Genomic DNA, 18,176 nt, shown 5'->3' on the forward strand with positions numbered 1-18,176 from the left:
CCCCGTGCCGGTGACGCCCGGCTCTTCTACGATGGTGTTGATCGTCGCTGGAGAAGGGCACCATGTCATCACCGCGTACACCGCTCGCCCTGGCCATCCTGGCGCTTCTCCACCAGGAGCCGGTCCATCCCTACGAGATGCGTCGGCGGATGCGTGAGCGCCGCCTCGACCACGCGCTGAAGCTGCGGCACAGCTCGCTCTACACCACGGTGCAGCGCCTGCAGGACGCCGGGCTCATCGAACCCACCGAGACCAGCCGGGAAGGCCGCTGGCCGGAACGCACGGTGTACGCGCTCACGGACGCCGGGCGCGAGGAGTTCCAGAACTGGCTGCGCGAGCTGATCTCCGAACCGGTCCGCGAGTACCCGCAGTTCGCCGGGGCCGTGGCGTTCATCAACCACGTGACGCCCGACACCGCGGTCGAACTGCTGAAGGCGCGCGCGTCGGCGCTGGAGACCGATATCGCCGCGACCGAGGGGTCCTTGGACAAGCTGCTCGAGATGGGTCTGCCCCGCTACCTGCTGCTGGACGCCGACTACCTGCTGACCATCCGCAAGGCCGAGCTGGCGTGGGTGCGCTCCCTGACGGAGAGCGCCGCGAGCGGGAAGCTCAGCTGGCCGCTGGAGGGCACGTCCCACGACACCTGACCGGTCGAGCCGTGCTCGAGGCGGGTACCAGCAGCGGTTGACAGCATCAGGGGCCACCGTCATGCCACCGAGCAGTAAGGCGGCCCATGAAAGCGCTGGTCCTCGCCGGAGGTTCCGGAGTACGCCTCCGCCCCTTCACGCACAGCATGCCCAAGCAGCTGTTCCCCATCGCGAACAGGCCGGTCCTGTTCTACGGCCTGGAGGCCATCGGCGCCGCCGGCGTCCATGATGTCGGCGTGGTCGTGGGAGATCACGCGGAGGCCATCAGGCAGGCCGTGGGCGACGGGGCCTCCTTCGGCCTGAAGATCACCTACATCCGTCAGGACCTGCCGCTGGGCCTCGCGCACTGCGTGTCGATCGCCCGCGACTTCCTCGCGGACGAGGACTTCGTGATGTACCTCGGCGACAACGTCATCGGCGACGGTGTCGAGCCGATCGTCTCGGCCTTCGGCCGTACCCGGCCGGCCGCGAGGGTGATGCTGGGCAAGGTGGGCGACCCCCGCCGGTTCGGCGTCGCGGAGGTGGGCCCGGACGGGCGCGTCCTGCGGCTCGCGGAGAAGCCGGCGGTCCCGCGCAGTGACCTCGCGATGATCGGCGCCTACGTCTTCTCCCCCGCCGTGCACGAGGCGATCGCCGCCATCGAGCCGAGCGAACGCGGCGAGCGGGAGATCACCGACGCGCTGTCCTGGCTGGTCGCCCACGACCACGTCGTCGAGGCGCACGTCTCCTCCGGGTACTGGCAGGACACGGGCACCTTCGCCGGCGTGCTCGACTGCAACCGCGCGATGCTCGGTGCGATCACCCCCGCGGTCCTGGGGAGCGTGGACGACGCGAGTGAGCTGATCGGCCCGGTGGTCGTAGAGGAGAACGCGACGGTGTCGAGGTCACGCGTCATCGGGCCCGCCGTCATCGGCTCGGGCGCCACGGTGTCGGAGAGCCGGATCGGCCCCTACACGTCGATCGGCGCGAAGTGCACCGTGAACCGCAGCGTGGTGGAGAACTCGATCATCTTGGGCGGGTCCTCGCTGCACGGGATCCCCGGAATGCGCGACTCGCTGATCGGCCGGGACGCGGACGTACGCCGGGCGGAGACGCCCGGGCCGTGCTCCCTCATCCTGGGCGACCACAGCAGCGTGGCGCCGGCCGTGTGAGGGGCATGCCCCTCACACGGCCATGCGTCACGGTCACGGTCGCCGGCCGACCACCAGGGTCTCGTTCCGGTCCAGGGGGTGCACGGAGACGTCGCGGAGCCCCGCCTCCTCCATCCAGGACCGGCACTCGGTCGCGGTGTACTCCGAGCCGCCCTCGGTCACGAGCAGCATGTCGAGGCTGATGAGAAGGTTGTCGATCCCGGCCGCCTTCTCGTCGAGCATCGGGTCGTAGACGAGCACGAGCCCGCCGGGGCCGACCGCGCCGGCGGCCTTGCGGATGAGTTCGCGGCGCCGCTCGACGGGCCAGTTGTGCAGTACGTGCCCGACGACGGCGACGTCCGCCCCCGGCAGCGGGTCCGCGAAGAAGTCCCCGCCTCGGAAGGTCGCGCGTCCGTCCACGCCGTGCCGGACCATGTGCTCACCGAAGGACGTCTCCATCTGGGGCAGGTCGAAGACGGTCCCGGTCAGGTGGGGGTGCGCGGAGAGCACGCGTGCCACGAGGTTTCCGCGGGCCCCGCCGACGTCGAGCAGCGACGCGTGGTCCTCCCACGAGATGATCTCGCTGAGCGCCTCGGCGGCGTGGCCGCTCGCGGCGTCCATCATCGCCAGGTACGCACGCCGCTGGTCGTCGTCGCGGGTCATCGCGTCGAACGACGGCTGGGCGCCGCTTCGCGGCAGGCCGGTCCGCAACACCTCGGTGAGCCCGCCCCATGCGGGGTACAGCGCGTGGTTCACCCGCTCCAGGAAGCCGCCCACGTACTCCGGCCGCCCGCGTACGAGATGGCGCTGGGCGGCGGGCGCGTTGCGGTACCGGTCGTCGACGCGTTCCAGCAGGCCCAGTGCGACGAGGCTGTCGAGGAAGTCACGGACGCCGCGCGGGTGCAGGCTCAGCCGCCGGGTGAGGTCCACGGCCGTGCCGGGCTCGTCGGCGAGTGCGGTGAACACGCCCAGCTCCGTGGCGCTCAGCAACACCTTCGCGGCGCTGAAGGCCTTGCCGAGCGCGAGGATGTCGGCGGCCGTGGCGGGCGCCGCCGTGCGGTCTGCGCTGTCGGGCATTACTCCTCCATCAGTGTGTGACGTGACACGCCGTCTTCCAGCACGGTGATCGCCCGGCCGGGGCAACGGCGCGCGGCCTCGCGCACCCGCTGGTGCGTGTCCTGGGGCGGGCGCGCATCGGCGAGGCGTACCACGCAGTCCTCGTCCTGCTCGAAGACCGAGGGGACCGCGAGGACGCAGAGGCCGCTGCTGCAGCACCGGTCGGGGTCGACGAGAACGTTCATCGGTTCACCAGGCGACCGGCACTTCGAGGAGCCCCTCCATCAGGGCGCCCTCATTGCGTCGCAGCTCCGCCGGGGAGACGGTCAGTCGCAGCTCCGGCAGCCGGCGGAGCAGGGTCTCGATCGCCATCTGGAGCTGGAGACGCGCCAGAGCGGCGCCGACGCAGAAGTGCGGCCCGACGCTGAACGTGAGGTGGTGCGCCTCCCCGCGGCCGACGTCGAACTCGTCGGGCCGGTCGATGACCGAGGCGTCGACGTTCGCCGACTCGATGACCGGGATGACGCTCGTCCCCTTCGGGATCGTCCGGCCGCCGATCTCGATGTCCTCGGTCACGTAGCGCAGCATCGACAGCGAGGAGCCGAGCAGCTTGAGGCGGAGCAGCTCCTCCACCGCCTGCGGGACCAGGCCTGGATCCTCCCGCAGCTTCTTCGCCTGGTCGGGGTGGGTGAGCAGCACGGCCACGCTCGCGCTCAGCTGCGCGGCGGTGGTCTCGTAGCCGACGAGCAGCAGCAGGCGGGACCACCAGTGCAGCTCGTACTCGCTGAGCCGGCCGTCCTCGGTGTCCCGTACGCCGATCAGGGCGCTGATGAGGTCGTCCCTCGGGCGTTCCCGCTTCTCCTTGATCAGGTCGGCCATGTACCCGTTCAGCTCGCCCATCGCCCGGCCGATCTCCTCGCGGCCGAACTTGCTCACCGACAGGAACGCGTCGGTCCAGCCGCGGAAGCGATCCCGGTCCTCCACCGGCACGCCGAGCAGCTCGCAGATGATCCTGATCGTCATCGGGAACGACAGCGCCGTGTTCAGGTCCGCGGGCGGACCAGCGGCGATCATGCCGTCGACGAGCTCGTCGGCCACCTTCTGCACGTGCGGGCGCAGGTTCTCCACGCGGGTCGCGGTGAACGCCTTCATGACGAGACGGCGCAGACGGGTGTGGGCGGGCGGGTCCGGATCCATCTTCGAGTCCTGGAACATCATGTTGTTCTTGCTCATCCGCGCGGCGCCCGGACGCATGATGTTGCGGCTCACGTGGGGGTGGCACAGGAGCGTGCGGATGTCCTCGTACCGCGTCACGAGCCACGCGACGTCGCCGCTCGGCAGCGTCGCGGGCACGACCGGCTCGTCCCGCAGGGTCCGGAGCTCCTCGGGCGGATCCAGCGCGGCGGCGCGCCGGAACGGGTAGGGGCAGGGAGTCTCAGTCATGTGCCCTCCTCTGGCGACGATGCCCGGGACCGACGACACGGCCGGGGAACGACATGGCAGGCCCACGGTCGCACCGCCGGCTCGCGGCGAACGCGACCTTCGCTCGACGACGGCGGCCTCACCAGGCGACGGGAACCTGGACGAAGCCCTGCATGAACGAGTCGTCGTGGCGGCGCAGCTCCCCGACGGGGACCGCGAGCCGCAGGCCTGGCAGGGTGACCAGCAGTTCCTCCAGCGCGATCTCCAGCTGCACGCGGGCCAGCGCGGCGCCGAGGCAGTAGTGCGGCCCCACGCTGAACGCGAGATGGTGGTTCCCGCCGCGGGTGATGTCGAGCCGGAACGGTTCGGGGAACACGGTCTCGTCGTAGTTCGCCGACTCCAGCACGCAGATCAGGCTCGCGCCCTTCGGCACGGTCACGCCGGCGACCTCGATGTCCTCCTTGACGTACCGGAGCATGGACAGCGAGCACCCCACCACCTGGCAGCGCAGCAGCTCGTCCACGGCCCCGCGCATCAGGCTCAGGTCGTCTCTGAGCAGCGCGAGCTGGTCGGGATGGCCCAGCAGGGTGACCACGAGACCGCCGAGCTCGGTGGCGGTCGTCTCGTTCCCCGCCATGAGGATCGCCACGCACCAGTGCAGCAGCTCATGTTCGCTGAGGCGCCCGTCCTCGGAGTCACCGACCTCGATGAGCGCGCTGATCAGGTCGTTCGCCGGCGTCTCCCGCCTCGCGGCGACCAGGCCCTGCATCCGCAGCCACATCTCGCGGGCCGACGCCGAGCACAGGGCGTCCTGCTCGTCCCGTGGCACGCCGAGCAGGTCGCCGAGCACGCGTACGGAGAACGGCGCGGCGAACGAGGCCAGCAGGTCGGCGGGCGGTGAACCCGACGTCATCGCGGCGAGGAGCTCCCGCGCGGCCTCGCGGATCAGCGGGCGCATCCGCTCGACGCGGCCGGCGGTGAACGCCCTGGCGAGGACGCGGCGCATGCGCGTGTGCTCCGGAGGGTCCATGTCCACGAAGCCGATCGCCTTCTTGCGCTCCTTGACCATCCGCTCGCCGTCCGGCCGGTTGCGGTTCCGGCTCAACCGGGGGTCGGAGAGGACCGTCCTGATGTCCTCGTACCGCGTCACCAGCCAGGCCGTCGAGCCGTCCGGGAGTACCGCCGGGACGACGGGCCGGTCGCGCAGCGTGAGGAGCTCCTTCGGCGGCTCCAGCGGGCTGGGCCACGCGAAGGGAAAGGCGATGGGGTCCGCGTGCACAGGATGCCTCCCGGAGTCGAAGGCCGCCGCCCGCCGGCGCCGCGGCCCGTGGTCGCGATCGAGGCGGCATCCTGCCAACACCGGCTGGAGAACCGCTCCAGCGAGGTTGGGGCGCCTCCCCGTACGGCGGCCGGTCGCGCGGGCGGTTCGCCGCACGGGCGTTCCGGTAGCTGCCGCTTCAGAGATGCTCCAGCACGGTTCGACCGGGTTCTGCCGACACTGTCGGTCGGCAGAACCCGCCCGGACCTCCGGCGGGAACCGACGTCACAGGAGATGCCATGGCCGACGTGGGAGATGACATGTCTGACGAGCGCGCCGCGCTGAACCGCCGGCGCCTGCTGAGAACCGGCGCCGTCGCCGCACCGGCCGGACTCGCGGCCACGCTCCTGGGCGGCCTTGCGGCGTCCGCGGACGCCGAAACGGACACCTCGGGCTCGCTGGTCGGAAGCTGGGCGGTCACCATCACGTTTCCCGGCAGCACCCAGGAGTCCGAGCGGGGTCTGTTCGCGTTCATGCCCGGCGGTGTGATCATCGAGACCAACACCCGCTCGAAGTACCCGGGCATCGGCTCCTGGCGCATGACCGGGGCCAGTACGTTCGCGTTCGTCTTCCGCGAGCAGGCCTTCGACGCGACCGGGGCCTACGTCGGTGAGATCCACGTGGCGCAGACCGGGAGGCTGACCTCCTCCACCGCGTTCACCTGCGACGGGACCGGCACCATCCACGACCCGTCCGGGAATCCGGTCACCACGGTGACGAGCCACGGCGACGCCGTCCGCTACACGACCGCCGACACCACGTGAGCGGCCGCCGGTCGTGACGATGCCGGGGACGCGTTCGCGTCCCCGGCATCGTCGCGTGCCGTGAACCGCCCCTACTCCACGGTCTCGACCACGCCGCTCTGCCCGTCGACCGTGACGACCTGCCCGTCGCGCAGCGTACGAGTGGCCCGGCCCGTCGCCAGGACGGCCGGCACCCGGTACTCACGCGCGATGATCGCCGGGTGCGACAGCAGCCCGCCGCTGTCGGTGACGAGCGCGCCGACGCACGGGAACAGCACCGACCATTCCGGGCTGGTCTCCGGACAGACGAGCACGTCGCCCGGACGGAGCTTGCCGAACTCCGACACGTCCGCGATGACGCGCACCGGGCCCGTGTAGGTCCCCGGAGACGCGGCGACCCCGCGCAGAGCGCCGTTCTCCGGCTCCCCCGCGGAGCCCTGCGCGGACTGGAACTCGCTCGTCACCCAGCCGAAGACCCGCAGCGCGTACTGGGCCTCCTCCGGCAGCCGGGAGAACTTGTCCTCCATGTCCCCGCCGCCCCAGCCGGCGGGCGGCTCCCCGTACACCGGCGGACCGGGGTTGACCCGCGCCCACTCCCGCTCGCCCTCTCGGCGTGCGACCAGTGTTCGCCGGGGCTCCCCGTCGCCCAGTGCGGCCAGCGCCTCCTCGATCGTCAGCAGGAACACGTCGGCCTCCCGGCCGATCTGCTCCCGCCGGGCCAGCCTCCGGCCGAGTTCGAGCACGGCGTACCGGACCAGGCCGCCGGTCAGCGCGGTGTAGAAGGCCTTGTCGTCGCGGACCGGGTAGGCCGCCTGGGCCCGGACGAGCGCCCGGTCGAACCGCTCCCGGTCGGTGTCGGGTCGCTCGGCGAGCAGCGCGCGGGCCTCGGCCACGGCCTCGTCGCGTGCCTCCAGCAACCCTGCGGTCCGCAGCTCCGGCCGGTTCATCTGGTCGCGGATCAGCCCGAGGACCAGGACCGGACGCTCCGCGAGCGTCTGCTCGGTCAGGTCGACGCCCACGCTGCGGTGGCAGAAGTCCCGCAGATAGGCGGCGAAGCGTTCGGCGAACTCGGCGTCCGAGTCCGCCAGCCCGCCGGACAGCGCCTCCTCCGGGTCGTCGAGCAGTTTCCGGACGGCCGGCCTGGACCGGGCGACGCGGGCGCACTCGGCCAGCGCGAGCGCCGGCTCCGTCGTCTTGCCCGGACCGCCGCTGAGCAGGCGCATGGTCTGCCGTACGTCCCAGCCGAGCAGGTCGCGGACGAGCAGGCCGAACTCCCCGACGAGGAACATCGAGGCCGAGGCGAGCCTGAAGTGCGTCTCGTGGACCTCTTCGACGAGGTCGAGGACGACGGACACGTGCCGGAGCAGCGCCTCGTCGTCCAGCGCGCCGAGGTCGACGTCACGCAGTGCGGCCGTCTTCGTCGCGAGGGCGTCCTGGCCGCGCTCGTTCCATTCGTCGATCAGCAGCCACGCGTCGTCGCTCCGGACCGCCGCGACGATCTCCGAGACCCGCTCCATGATCTTGTCCAGGCCGTCCAGCGGCACCATGCGGGTGTACATCCAGCCGCCCACCTCGCGGTACTCGACGCCCGCGAGGAAGCTGTACTGGAACATGTGGTGGCGCGTCGCGTTGTAGACGTCCATGAAGATCGACCTGCGCATGGGCGACCAGGGCACGCGGGAGCCGTAGTCGTCCCGTCGCCAGAAGCCCTCCGGCACCTCGACGGGGATCGGCACCCGCACGGGCGGCGGGTCCGGAAGAGCCGTGATGGGCCGCGCCTGCAGGAGCCACAGGCGGTCGTCGTCGAAGGCCCACTCGATGTCCTGCGGCGCACCGAGCCGCGCCTCGACCCGGCGCGCCAGGTCGGCCACGGCCCTGGCCTGCTCCTCGGTGATCGCGCCCTGGCCCGTCGACCTGCGGGCGGCCTCGCCGTCCCGGACCACCCACTCCTCCGGTGACGCCTGGCCCGACATCATCAGGTCTCCGACGCCGGAGACGGCGTTCACGACGACCTGGCCGCGTTCGCCGGTGACCGGGTCGGCGCTGAAGGCGTTGCCCGCGCAGACCGCCGGGACCATCCGCTGGACGAGCACGGCGACGCGGGAGGCCCGCGCGGTCCCATGGCTCTGCGCGTACGTGGTCACCTGTTCGGAGAAGGCGGAGCGCCAGCAGTCACGGACGGCGTCGAGCAGCTCCCGCTCCCCCTTGACGTGGAGCACGGTCAGGTACTGACCGGCGTACGACGCGTCCCGCAGGTCCTCCTCCGCCGCGGACGACCGCACGGCGAGGGACTGGTCCCGTAATGCCGGATCGATCTCCGCCAGCCGGGCGGCGATGTCCGCCGGCATCGACACGTCGGCGGACGGATCCCCGGCGAGGGCCCGGTCGAAGGCGTTCACGGTCACCACGACACCGTCGGGGACGGGGAATCCCGCGTTCAGCAACGCGCCGAGGACGGCGGCCTTCCGGCCGACCAGGCCGGCGTCGCCGAGGTCGACGTCGCGTATTGGTCGTAGGTAGTCGTTCATGGGCAACCCCTCCTGGTTCAGTGGTCCAGCCCGGCGACGTCGCATGCCTCACGGGCCGCCCGCAGGATCGCGCACCGGCCGTCCGTCGTCGGCGCGAAGGCGGAGACGCCCAGGGTGGTGACACCCGCGGCGGCGTACTCCTTCATGCGACCGGCGATCCGGCCGACCGGACCGAGGATGGAAATCTCATCGATGAACGCGAACGGCACGGCGTCGGCCGCGCCGCGCCGATCGCCACGCTGGACGCGCTGGTGCACCTCCATGGCCTGGTGCCCGAACCCCATCCGCTCGGCCACCGCGCAGTAGAAGTTCCGGTCGAACGACCCCATCCCCAGGAAGTGGGCGAGATAGGGACGGACGGCGTCGGCCGCGGTCCGCACGTCCTCCGCCGGGGCCACGGGCACGCAGGCGATCACTTCGAAGCCGTCGCCGGCGCCGTCCGCCGGGACCGGCCGGCCCCGGCGGGCGGCGGCGCGGCTCTCCGCGATGACGGCGACCGACTCGGAGACCCGCGTCGGCGAGCAGAAGGTCGCGATCCAGCCATCGGCGATCTCGCCGGTCAGCCGCAGGTTCCGCGGTCCCACCGCGGCGAGGTAGATCGGCATGTCCGCCCGGACGGGCTCGGTGAACAGGCGCAGCGGCTCCCCCGTGCGTCCCGGCGGCGGGAGCCGGACGTGCGTGCCCTGGTACCGCACGGGCTCGCGCCGCAGGGCGGAACGCACCACGTCCACGTACTCCCGCGTGCGGGCGAGAGGATCGTCGAACGCGACGCCGTACCAGCCTTCGGAGACGTCCGGATTGGAGATGCCGAGCCCGAGCCGGAAGCGCCCGCCCGAGACCGCGTCGAGCGTCGACGCCGTCAGCGCCGTCAGCCCGGGCGTGCGCGCCGGAATCTGGAAGACGCTGGAGACCAGCCCCAGGCGCCGGGTGGCTCCCGCCACCATGCCCAGCACCGTGGCCGCGTCGGACCGGTAGCCCTCGGCCACCAGCGCGGACTCGTAGCCGAGCCGCTCGGCCTCACACGCCACGACCGTGGCCCCGTCGTGGACGAGGTTGACCCCGAGCCTCACGTCCGCCCCGCTCAGACCGGACGGGCTTCGACGATCGAGTGGGGCGGCACCCCATCGGTCACGCCGGCCAGCTCGAACCCGGCCGTCGCGAGCAGCCGTCCCCATTCGTCGCGGGTACGCTCGCCGCCGCCGAGGCACACCATCATGTCGACGTCCATGAGCTTGCTGTAGTGCCACTCGTTGAGCGGCGGGAGCACCGCCTCGATGATCAGCACCCGGGCGTCGGCGTTCGTGCCGATCGCCTCGCGGATGCGGCGGAGGATGAGCACGCTCTTCTCGTCGTCCCAGTCGTGCAGGATCGCCCTGAGGAGGTAGGCGTCGGCCTCGGGCACCGGCCCGAAGAAGTCTCCTCTGACGCACTCCACACGGTCGGCGACGCCCTCCTCCTTCAGGACCGGCTGGGCGCCGTCGATCGCGGTGGGCAGATCGAACAGGATGCCCTGGACGCCGGGGTTCTTCCGCAGGATCGAGGCCAGGAGACGACCCTGGCCGCCGCCGATGTCGGCGATCCGGCCGAAGGCGCCGAAGTCGAAGCGGTCGGCGATCTCCGCGGCGCGCCAGTTGACCGAGGTCATCGCCCGATGGAACGTCTCGGCGGTGCCGGGGTTCTGCTCCAGGTACTCGAACCAGGACCGTCCTCCGAGTTCCTTGTCCGCGATGGGCTCGCCGGTGCGCACGGTGTCCATCACATGTCGGTAGCAGCCCCAGGACGCGGCCTCTCCCCAGAACATGGCCATGTAGCGCATCGTCCCGGGAACGTCGCTGCGCAGGTACTCGGCGGTCGGCGTGAGCTCGAACCCGCCGTCCGGGCGTTCGGCGAACACCCCGAGCGAGGCCGCCGCGCGCAGGAACCGGTAGAGCGAACGCTCGTCGGTGTCGGTGGCGGCCGCCAGGTCCGCCGGAGTCCGCGGCCCGTCGGCGAGGAGATCGGCGACGCCGAGGCGGGCGAGCACGTGAAGGATCTGGGAGACCCACTTTCCGGTCAGCATCATCAGGACCTGGTCCTGGGGGGACCGGCCGTCGGAGAACACAGGCAGGGGCGTGGTGATCAACGGGACTCCCTTCCGCACGTCAATGACCGGCCGATCGTGTCCCTCACCGCTAGAGGAGTCATCGAAGACCTATCTCGCGGCCACGGACAGCCGCCGCGCGACGGACGGCAGGAGCCACAGCGCGTTCGCCCGGCCGATCGCCGCCTTCTCCTCCGCGCCGAGCCCGGGGAACGCCTCGAACGCGCGGGTGCCCCGCTCGACCGCCTCGGCGGAGGCGGCGCACCAGTCCGTGCCGAACAGGATCCGCGAGGGGTCGGCCACCGACAGGAGGCTGGGCACGGCGGACGGAGCGGACAGCGCGAGGTCGTAGTAGAAGTGCCGGAGCGCGTCCCGGACGTCGGCCGCCGGCGTCCCCGCCGTCTCGGCGACCGCCTCCAGCCTGGTGGCCGCGTACGGCGCGAAACCCCCGGCGTGGGAGAGGATGATCGAGACCCGCGGGAATCGCTGCGGGACACCCGCCCTGATCATGCCGACCGCCGCACGTGTGGTGTCGAGCAGGAAGTCGGCGAACACCGGGGGCACGCCGGGCGCCGCGCCCGCGGGCAGGGCGAGCGGATGGACCAGGACGACCGCCGCGCGCCGGTCGAGCTCCTCGAACAGCGGATCGAACAGAGGGTCGCCGAGGTACCGGTCCCCCGCGTGCGGCAGGAGCGTCACACCGTCCGCTCCCAGGACGTCCAGGTTGTGCCGCAGCGCCTCCAGCGCCTCGTCGAGATGCGGCATCGGCAGGGCGGCGAACAGGCCGAACCGGCCCGGCCGCTCGCGGACCAGGTCGGCGACCGCCTCGTTGGTCCGGCGGGTGAAGTCGTCGGCCTCCGACGCGGTCGGGAAGATCTCGGCCGGGATGGCGTTGGACACCACGCCCAGCTCGATCCCGTTGGCGTCCATGACCTCGATGGTGCGGTTCACGCACCAGCCGGGGCAGGGGTTCGGCGCGCCGCGTTCGGCGAGCATCGCGCCGACGGACGTCGGCAGCGCGTGGTGATGCACGTCGATGCGGTGCACACGGGTGTTGGATGAGAGCAGGTCGGTCACGAGGCGACCCTCCTAGGAGGCGGTACGGATCCCGGCGTCGCACGCCGATACGGCGAGCATCTGGTCGACCAGCGAGGTGCGGTGCTTGGCGTCCCGGAACAGCGGATGGGCGAGCACGTCCCGCAGGAAGCCGATCGTGGTGTGCACGCCCGCGCCGGCGACGATGAACTCGCTCAGCGCCCTCTCCATGCGGGCGATGGCGCCGGGGCGGTCGGGCGCCCAGACGACAACCTTGGCCAGCAGGGAGTCGTAGTACGGGGTGATCGCGAGTCCCGCCCGCCCGTACGTGTCGACGCGGGTGAACGGGCCACCGGGTGGTTCGAAGACGTCGAGCACCCCCGGGGCCGGCAGGAAACCGCGGTCGGGATCCTCGGTGTTGACCCGGCACTCGATCGCGACGCCGCGCGGCGAGACCTCCTCCTGGCGCACCGACAGCGGATGTCCGGCCGCGACCAGCAGCTGTTCGCGGATCAGGTCGATGCCGGTCACCATCTCGGTGACCGGATGCTCCACCTGGATCCGGCAGTTGGCCTCGATGAAGTAGAAGTTGTTCTCGTCGTCGACGACGAACTCGACGGTCCCGGCGCCGACGTAGCCGACCTCCCGGGCGCATCGGACGGCGGCCTCGCCGAGCCGGGCGCGCAGGTCGGCGGGGAGGGCGGGGGCCGGAGTCTCCTCGATCAGCTTCTGCCGCGACCGCTGCACGGTGCAGTCGCGCTCGCCGAGATGGATGACCCGTCCGTGCCGGTCCGCGAGCACCTGCACCTCGACATGGCGAGCCGTCTCCAGGAACCGTTCGACGTAGACCCGGCCGTCGCCGAAGACCGCCTGGGCCACCGCGCGGGTCTCCCGGAACACCTGCAGGAACTCATGGCCGTCGCGGACCACGGCCATGCCGCGGCCGCCGCCTCCGGCCACCGCCTTGATGATCACCGGGTAGCCGATCCGGTCGGCGACGCGCTTGGCCTCGACCGCGTTGCCGAGCGCTTCGAGGCTGCCCGGCAGCACCGGGACGCCGGCGTCCACCGCGACCCGCCGCGCCTCGGCCTTGTCGCCCAGGCGCTCGATGACCGTCGCCGGCGGTCCGATGAACGTGATGCCGTGGGTCTCGCAGATCTCGGCGAAGTCGCGGTCCTCGGAGAGGAACCCGTACCCGGGATGAACGGCCTCGGCGCCCTCGCGGAGCGCGGCCTCCACGATGCCGGCCGGGTTGAGGTAGCTGTGCCTGGCCGGTGGCGGTCCGATCTGCACGGACCGGTCGGCGAACCGCACCGGCCAGGTCTCACGGTCGGCCGTCGAGTGCACCATCACGACCCGGATGCCCAGCTCACGACAGGTACGGGCGACGCGTAACGCGATCTCCCCGCGGTTGGCGATGAGAACCGTTTCGAACACGAGAGCTCCAATGTGGTCAGGAGTCGGCGGGGGCGAGCACGAGCAGAGGCGCGTCGAAGTCGACCGGGGTCTGGTCCGGCACGAGGATGTCGACGACCCGGCCCGCGCGGTCGGCGTCGACCGGGTTCATGAGCTTCATGGCCTCGAGGATGCCGATCTGCTGTCCGGCCTCGACCTCGTCGCCGATGGAGACGAACGGGTCGGCGCCCGGCTCGGGCGCCCGGTAGAACGTTCCGACCAGCGGGGCACGGATGACGTGTCCTCCGGCCGTCGCAGGGGCGGTCTCGCCCGGCGCGCCGTCCTGTCCGGCCGCCGCCGGCGGTGGCGCGGGGGCCTCGGAGTACTCCACCTCGACGCTCATCTCACCGGCGCGTACGCGAACCGTCCGGGGCAGGGCGTCCGCCGCGCCGATCAGTTCCCTGGCCTGCCGGCAGAGCATCTCCAGCAGTGCGCCCGAGTCCAACGACTCGCCCATGGAGCCTCCTCGATCATCCGATCCTGTGATTCCCGAAGACGCGGAAGCGCGCCCGGCGGTCCCGTACCAGCCGGGCCGGGTCCCGTCCCGAAAGCTCGCGGAGGGTCGAGGCGACGGCGGCGCGGACCAGCTCGGCCGTCCCGACCGGGTCGCGATGGGCGCCCCCCGCGGGCTCGGGGACGACGGCGTCCACGACGCCGATGCTCAGGAGCTCGCGGGCGTCGATCTTCAGCGCCGTCGCCGCCCGTTCGGCGGCGCCGCCGTCCTTCCACAGGATCGCCGCGCATCCCTCCGGGCTGATGACCGAGTAGACGGCGTTCGACAGCATCAGCACCCGGTCGGCGACCGCCAGTGCCAGCGCGCCGCCGCTGCCGCCCTCGCCGGTCACGACCGCGACGATCGGGGTCGGCAGCCCGGACATGAGGGCGAGGTTCTCGGCGATGGCCCCGGCCTGGCCCCGCTCCTCCGCGCCCAGGCCGGGGTCGGCGCCGGGGGTGTCGATGAACGTCACGACCGGCAGGCCGAGCTTGGCGGCGAGTCTCATCAGGCGGGCCGTCTTGCGGTACCCCTCCGGCGAGGGCATGCCGAAGTTGCGATCGATCCGCTCGCGGGTGTCCCGGCCCTTCTGGTGGCCGATGAGGACGACCGGGTCGTCGTCGAGCCGGCCGACCCCCGCGACGATCGCCCGGCAGTCGCCGGACGCCCGGTCGCCGTGGAGCTCCTGGAAACCGTCGAAGGCGTGCGTGACGTAGTCGAGCGTGGTGGGCCGGTCGGGGTGCCGGGCGAGCTGGACGATCTCCCAGGCCGACCGGTCCGCGAGGCGGTCGGGCCGCCGGATCAACGCCTCCGGCGTCCGCGCGGCGGAACCGCCGTCGTCCTCGGGCGGCGCCGCCTTACGGCGCCGGCCGGACGCGGCCGCCAGCAGCCGGGCGAGCGTCCCGCGGAGCGCGCCGCGCCGCTGCACCTCGTCGACGAGACCGTGGGCCAGCAGGAACTCGGCCGTCTGGAAACCGTCGGGAAGCTCGACGCCGATCGTCTGCTTGATCACCCTCGGCCCGGCGAACCCGAGCCGGGCGCCGGGCTCGGCGATGATGACGTCGGCGAGCGTCGCGAACGACGCCGCGACTCCGCCGTAGGTCGGGTCGGTCACCAGCGAGATCGTGAGGATCCCGGCCTCGTTCAACCGCGCGAGCGCCTGGCTCGTCTTCACCATCTGCATCAGCGACAGGGCGCCCTCCTGCATGCGGGCGCCGCCGGACGCCGTGACGAGAACCAGCGGAACCCCGTCGGCGAGGGAGGTCTCGGCGGCGTTCGTGATCTGCTCGCCCACGGCGGAGCCGAGGCTGCCGCCGAGGAACCGGAAGTCCATGACGGCCAGGACCACGGGGGTGCCGTCCAGCCGGCCCCGTACGGCGAGGACCGCCTCGCGCAGCCCGGTGGCGGCCCGTGCCGCGTCCAGCCGCTCGCGGTACGGCCGTAGGTCCACGAAACCCAGCGGGTCGTCGGCGACCGGGGACACCTCGATCGCGCCCGCGGACCCGGGGTCGAGAAGCTGGGCGATCCGCTCCGGCGCCGTCAGCCGGGCGTGGTGCCCGCACATCGAGCAGACCTTGAGGTCGCGCTCGAAACGCTTGCCGTACAGCAACGCCCGGCACGCCGGGCAGCTCACCCACGCCGCCGGCGGCGTGGCGTCGGCGGCGGCGCCGCGCGCCCGCCGGGTCGTCGTGACCGCCGGTCTCTCGAACATTCTCACCATCCGCTCGCGATCTCCGCCACACCGGCCACGACCTTCGCCGCACCTCCTAGTGGCCCGCTGGAACGCCGGTGGAACGCCGTCCCTCGACCGGATCGCGAGCCCTTCGCGAGCCCGCGCGAACAGCATCGGAGCGGTGGATCCTTCGACGGGAGAGGTGGCCCATGGCGGCGCGGAAAGTCACGGTGATCGGCCTGGGCGCGATGGGCGCGGGCATCGCTCACCGGCTCATCGAGTCCTCGTTCGCGGTGACCGTCCACAACCGGACGGGCGCCAAGGCGCTGCCCCTCGCCGAGGCGGGCGCGACGGTCGCGCCGTACGCCGCCGAGGCCGTACGGGACGCGGACGTCGTGCTCCTCAGCCTCGGCGACGAGGAGGCGGTCGAGCAGGTGCTCTTCGGGGACGCCGTCAAGGGGCTCCGCGCCGGCACCGTGGTGGTCGACACGTCGACCGTCTCCCCCGCGTACGCCCGCGACGCGGAGGAGCGGCTGGCCGCGCTCGGCTGCCCGCGGATCGAGGCGTGCCTCATCGGGAACCCGGCGATGGCACGGGCGGGCGAACTGCGGGTGCTCGGCTCCGGTGAGCACCGGACCTTCGAGCAGGTGGGCGACGTGCTGACCGCGATCGGCGCACGGGAGCCCCTCTACCTCGGCGCCACCGGGCGCGCCGGCGCCATGAAGCTCGCGTTCAACCTCATCCTGGGCGCGCAGACCGCGGCGCTGGGTGAGGCCCTGGCGCTGACCGCGTCCGCCGGCCTGGACCGGGAGCTCGTCCTGACGGCCATCACGCGGAGCGGCTGGGGCTCGCCGGTGCTCAACTTCCGCGCGGAGCTGATGCGGACCCGGGGTTACGAGCCGGCCGGGTTCCGGGCCCGCCTGATGGCCAAGGATCTGCGGCTCGCGGTCGAGACCGCGGCGGAGGCCGGCCTGACCCTGCCCGTCACCGCCGAGGCCGGCCGGCGGTTCGGCGAGGTCGTCGCCGCGGGCAGGGGCGACGCGGACGCCGCGGTGGTCTGCGAGCTGGACCGCCGGCCGGCCGGCGCGGACGCGGACTGAACGCTGCGCCGGCCGGGGCGTCAGCCGAGCGTCACGGCCAGGCTGTTGACGGTCAGCGCGAGTATCGCGAGCGCCGTCCGCAGCAGATGCCAGTTGCGCCAGCGGGGACGCGGGTCCTGCCAGTCGTCGGGCAGGGCCCCCGACCGCCACGCCTTGATCTGCCGGTTGATCGGCACGTTGCACAGGTGCGACACCACGGACACGCCGAACAGGAGGACCGCGGCGGCGCCGTACAGCGTGCTCTGCCCGGTCCCGTCGGCGAGCACGGCCAGTACGACGTCCGCCGCCGTCGAGCCGAGGACGATCGCCGGCATGACCGGATCCCAGTTACGGCCCAGGAGCTGATGCGTGTAGACGAAGTTGTCGGGCGCCATCACCAGCAACGCCGGTACGACGCTGACCGCGACTCCGAACAGCACCCCGGTCGTCGTACCGCTCCCGATCAGGGCGACGATGGTCAGCACACGGAACACGAATGACTCCCCCTCTCGTGCCGTTCGCCGTCACCCGGCCTGCCGGTCCGGCACCGGTGACTCTCGCCACCAGGGTGACCGGCGGGCCCATTCGATCGTCTTGACGAGTCCGTCGTGCAGCGACGTCTCACAGCGCCACCCCAGGAGCCGCCCCGCCTTGGCCGTGTCGGGGATCCGGCGGGGCACGTCCTCGTAACCGTCGCCCAGCCGGGCCGCGGTGTCGAAGGCGAGCGGCTCGGCGTTCGCCCCGGCGAGCCGGCAGACCAGGTCGATGGCCTCGCCGATCGGCGTCTCCCGGTCACTGCCGATGTTGAGGCACTCGCCGTCGGCCCGGCCGGACTCGGCCGCCATGACGGTGCCCGCCACCGCGTCCGCGACGTAGGTGAAGCATCGGGTCTGCCGGCCGTCGTCGTAACGGATCGGCGGCAGTCCGTTCAGCACCCGGTGGACGCTCCTGCTGATGACGTACGAGGGCCGCTGGCGCGGGCCGTAGAGGTTGAAGTAGCGCACGATCGTGGCGCGAAGACCGGCCTGCCGCATGAAGGCGTACGTCAGGTGCTCGGCCAGCGCCTTGCTCGACGAGTACGACCACCGTTCCGCCGACGTGGCGCCCAGCACCCGGTCGGAGCCCTCGCTCCAGGGAACGGCCGGGTTCCTGCCGTAGACCTCGCTGGTGCTGGCGAGGAGCACCTTCGCCCCGACGTCCAGGGCGCGGCGCAGCACGTTCCGCGTGCCCATGACGTTCGTGTCGATGACGTCGAGCGGCCGGCTGAGATAGCGGTCGACGCCGACGACCGCGGACAGGTGATAGACGATCTCGGTGTCGGCGGTGATCGCCGACGCGAGCGTCTCGGCGTCGCGGACGTCGCCGACGACATGGCGTACCCGCCCCGGCCCGATCTCCCGGTCGGGCGGAGGCGGCGCCATGTCGTACACGGTGACGTCGGTGCCCTGGCCGACGAGCCGGTCCACCAGATGACCGCCGAGGAATCCACAGCCTCCTGTGATCACGATGCGGGACATG

Annotated in this window: 17 protein-coding genes; 4 read left to right on the top strand and 13 right to left on the bottom strand. The window is 72.2% G+C overall.

The window, feature by feature from the left end:
* Nucleotides 1-62 precede the first annotated feature (62 nt).
* Nucleotides 63-647 (top strand): PadR family transcriptional regulator, encoded by a 585-nt coding sequence (locus tag QSK37_RS18650; RefSeq protein WP_285571677.1) that lies wholly within the window; start codon nt 63-65, stop codon nt 645-647.
* Between the two features lie 86 nt (nt 648-733).
* Entirely contained in the window at nt 734-1,798 is a 1,065-nt protein-coding gene (locus tag QSK37_RS18655; RefSeq protein ID WP_285622595.1) for a glucose-1-phosphate thymidylyltransferase, read from the top strand.
* A gap of 33 nt (nt 1,799-1,831) precedes the next feature.
* Here QSK37_RS18655 and QSK37_RS18660 read toward each other — a convergent pair whose 3' ends face one another.
* The 4 genes from QSK37_RS18660 to QSK37_RS18675 all read right to left on the bottom strand — a co-directional run bounded on the left by QSK37_RS18660 (nt 1,832) and on the right by QSK37_RS18675 (nt 5,534).
* Entirely contained in the window at nt 1,832-2,854 is a 1,023-nt protein-coding gene (locus tag QSK37_RS18660) for a methyltransferase (protein ID WP_285622598.1), read from the bottom strand.
* Nucleotides 2,854-3,078: a ferredoxin gene (locus QSK37_RS18665; protein WP_285622600.1), complete on the bottom strand. Its 225-nt coding sequence runs from the start codon at nt 3,076-3,078 to the stop codon at nt 2,854-2,856. Before QSK37_RS18665 ends, QSK37_RS18660 begins: the two co-directional genes overlap by 1 nt.
* A gap of 4 nt (nt 3,079-3,082) precedes the next feature.
* Nucleotides 3,083-4,276: a cytochrome P450 gene (locus tag QSK37_RS18670; RefSeq protein ID WP_285622601.1), complete on the bottom strand. Its 1,194-nt coding sequence runs from the start codon at nt 4,274-4,276 to the stop codon at nt 3,083-3,085.
* Between the two features lie 118 nt (nt 4,277-4,394).
* Nucleotides 4,395-5,534, bottom strand: a complete 1,140-nt coding sequence (locus tag QSK37_RS18675; RefSeq protein ID WP_285622603.1) for a cytochrome P450 — start codon at nt 5,532-5,534, stop codon at nt 4,395-4,397.
* 299 nt (nt 5,535-5,833) lie between these two features.
* Between QSK37_RS18675 and QSK37_RS18680 the strand changes: the two genes are divergently transcribed.
* On the top strand, nt 5,834-6,337 hold the full coding sequence (locus QSK37_RS18680) for a hypothetical protein (RefSeq protein WP_285622605.1): 504 nt from the start codon (nt 5,834-5,836) through the stop codon (nt 6,335-6,337).
* Nucleotides 6,338-6,408: 71 nt separating this feature from the next.
* Here QSK37_RS18680 and QSK37_RS18685 read toward each other — a convergent pair whose 3' ends face one another.
* The 7 genes from QSK37_RS18685 to QSK37_RS18715 all read right to left on the bottom strand — a co-directional run bounded on the left by QSK37_RS18685 (nt 6,409) and on the right by QSK37_RS18715 (nt 15,618).
* Nucleotides 6,409-8,844 carry a PEP/pyruvate-binding domain-containing protein gene (locus QSK37_RS18685; RefSeq protein ID WP_285622607.1) on the bottom strand — a complete coding sequence of 812 codons (2,436 nt, stop codon included), beginning with the start codon at nt 8,842-8,844 and terminating at the stop codon, nt 6,409-6,411.
* A 17-nt stretch (nt 8,845-8,861) separates the two neighbouring features.
* Complete coding sequence (locus tag QSK37_RS18690; protein ID WP_285622609.1) at nt 8,862-9,914, bottom strand: LLM class flavin-dependent oxidoreductase; 1,053 nt, start codon at nt 9,912-9,914, stop codon at nt 8,862-8,864.
* An 11-nt stretch (nt 9,915-9,925) separates the two neighbouring features.
* A complete protein-coding gene (locus QSK37_RS18695) occupies nt 9,926-10,966 on the bottom strand; it encodes a methyltransferase (protein ID WP_285571703.1) in 1,041 nt (346 codons plus the stop codon).
* Nucleotides 10,967-11,035: 69 nt separating this feature from the next.
* Nucleotides 11,036-12,001, bottom strand: coding sequence for an amidohydrolase family protein (locus QSK37_RS18700; protein ID WP_285622612.1), 966 nt, complete (start codon nt 11,999-12,001; stop codon nt 11,036-11,038).
* Between the two features lie 12 nt (nt 12,002-12,013).
* The gene (locus tag QSK37_RS18705; RefSeq protein ID WP_285622614.1) at nt 12,014-13,396 is read right to left on the bottom strand and encodes an acetyl-CoA carboxylase biotin carboxylase subunit; all 1,383 of its coding nucleotides are present in this window, start codon (nt 13,394-13,396) and stop codon (nt 12,014-12,016) included.
* A gap of 16 nt (nt 13,397-13,412) precedes the next feature.
* Nucleotides 13,413-13,871, bottom strand: a complete 459-nt coding sequence (locus QSK37_RS18710; RefSeq protein ID WP_285622616.1) for an acetyl-CoA carboxylase biotin carboxyl carrier protein — start codon at nt 13,869-13,871, stop codon at nt 13,413-13,415.
* Between the two features lie 13 nt (nt 13,872-13,884).
* Nucleotides 13,885-15,618, bottom strand: coding sequence for an acetyl-CoA carboxylase carboxyltransferase subunit alpha (locus QSK37_RS18715; RefSeq protein ID WP_285622619.1), 1,734 nt, complete (start codon nt 15,616-15,618; stop codon nt 13,885-13,887).
* Nucleotides 15,619-15,695: 77 nt separating this feature from the next.
* Here QSK37_RS18715 and QSK37_RS18720 point away from each other — a divergent pair, with 77 nt between their 5' ends.
* A complete protein-coding gene (locus QSK37_RS18720; protein ID WP_285622622.1) occupies nt 15,696-16,679 on the top strand; it encodes an NAD(P)-dependent oxidoreductase in 984 nt (327 codons plus the stop codon).
* 20 nt (nt 16,680-16,699) lie between these two features.
* Here the strand turns inward: QSK37_RS18720 and QSK37_RS18725 are convergent, their stop codons facing one another.
* Nucleotides 16,700-17,152, bottom strand: coding sequence for an anthrone oxygenase family protein (locus QSK37_RS18725; RefSeq protein WP_285571715.1), 453 nt, complete (start codon nt 17,150-17,152; stop codon nt 16,700-16,702).
* A gap of 30 nt (nt 17,153-17,182) precedes the next feature.
* Complete coding sequence (locus QSK37_RS18730; RefSeq protein ID WP_285622624.1) at nt 17,183-18,175, bottom strand: NAD-dependent epimerase/dehydratase family protein; 993 nt, start codon at nt 18,173-18,175, stop codon at nt 17,183-17,185.
* Nucleotide 18,176 lies beyond the last annotated feature (1 nt).

The sequence above is a fragment of the Actinoallomurus iriomotensis genome, assembly GCF_030269445.1.
GTDB lineage: Bacteria > Actinomycetota > Actinomycetes > Streptosporangiales > Streptosporangiaceae > Actinoallomurus > Actinoallomurus iriomotensis.

What these genes read in the sequence shown, in the direction of transcription:
- QSK37_RS18730 (WP_285622624.1), bottom strand. Translation starts at nt 18,175, where the DNA reads ATGTCCCGCATCGTGATCACAGGAGGCTGTGGATTCCTCGGCGGTCAT.
- QSK37_RS18680 (WP_285622605.1), top strand. Translation starts at nt 5,834, where the DNA reads ATGTCTGACGAGCGCGCCGCGCTGAACCGCCGGCGCCTGCTGAGAACC.
- QSK37_RS18665 (WP_285622600.1), bottom strand. Translation starts at nt 3,078, where the DNA reads ATGAACGTTCTCGTCGACCCCGACCGGTGCTGCAGCAGCGGCCTCTGC.
- QSK37_RS18660 (WP_285622598.1), bottom strand. Translation starts at nt 2,854, where the DNA reads ATGCCCGACAGCGCAGACCGCACGGCGGCGCCCGCCACGGCCGCCGAC.
- QSK37_RS18670 (WP_285622601.1), bottom strand. Translation starts at nt 4,276, where the DNA reads ATGACTGAGACTCCCTGCCCCTACCCGTTCCGGCGCGCCGCCGCGCTG.
- QSK37_RS18710 (WP_285622616.1), bottom strand. Translation starts at nt 13,871, where the DNA reads ATGGGCGAGTCGTTGGACTCGGGCGCACTGCTGGAGATGCTCTGCCGG.
- QSK37_RS18655 (WP_285622595.1), top strand. Translation starts at nt 734, where the DNA reads ATGAAAGCGCTGGTCCTCGCCGGAGGTTCCGGAGTACGCCTCCGCCCC.
- QSK37_RS18685 (WP_285622607.1), bottom strand. Translation starts at nt 8,844, where the DNA reads ATGAACGACTACCTACGACCAATACGCGACGTCGACCTCGGCGACGCC.
- QSK37_RS18715 (WP_285622619.1), bottom strand. Translation starts at nt 15,618, where the DNA reads ATGTTCGAGAGACCGGCGGTCACGACGACCCGGCGGGCGCGCGGCGCC.
- QSK37_RS18650 (WP_285571677.1), top strand. Translation starts at nt 63, where the DNA reads ATGTCATCACCGCGTACACCGCTCGCCCTGGCCATCCTGGCGCTTCTC.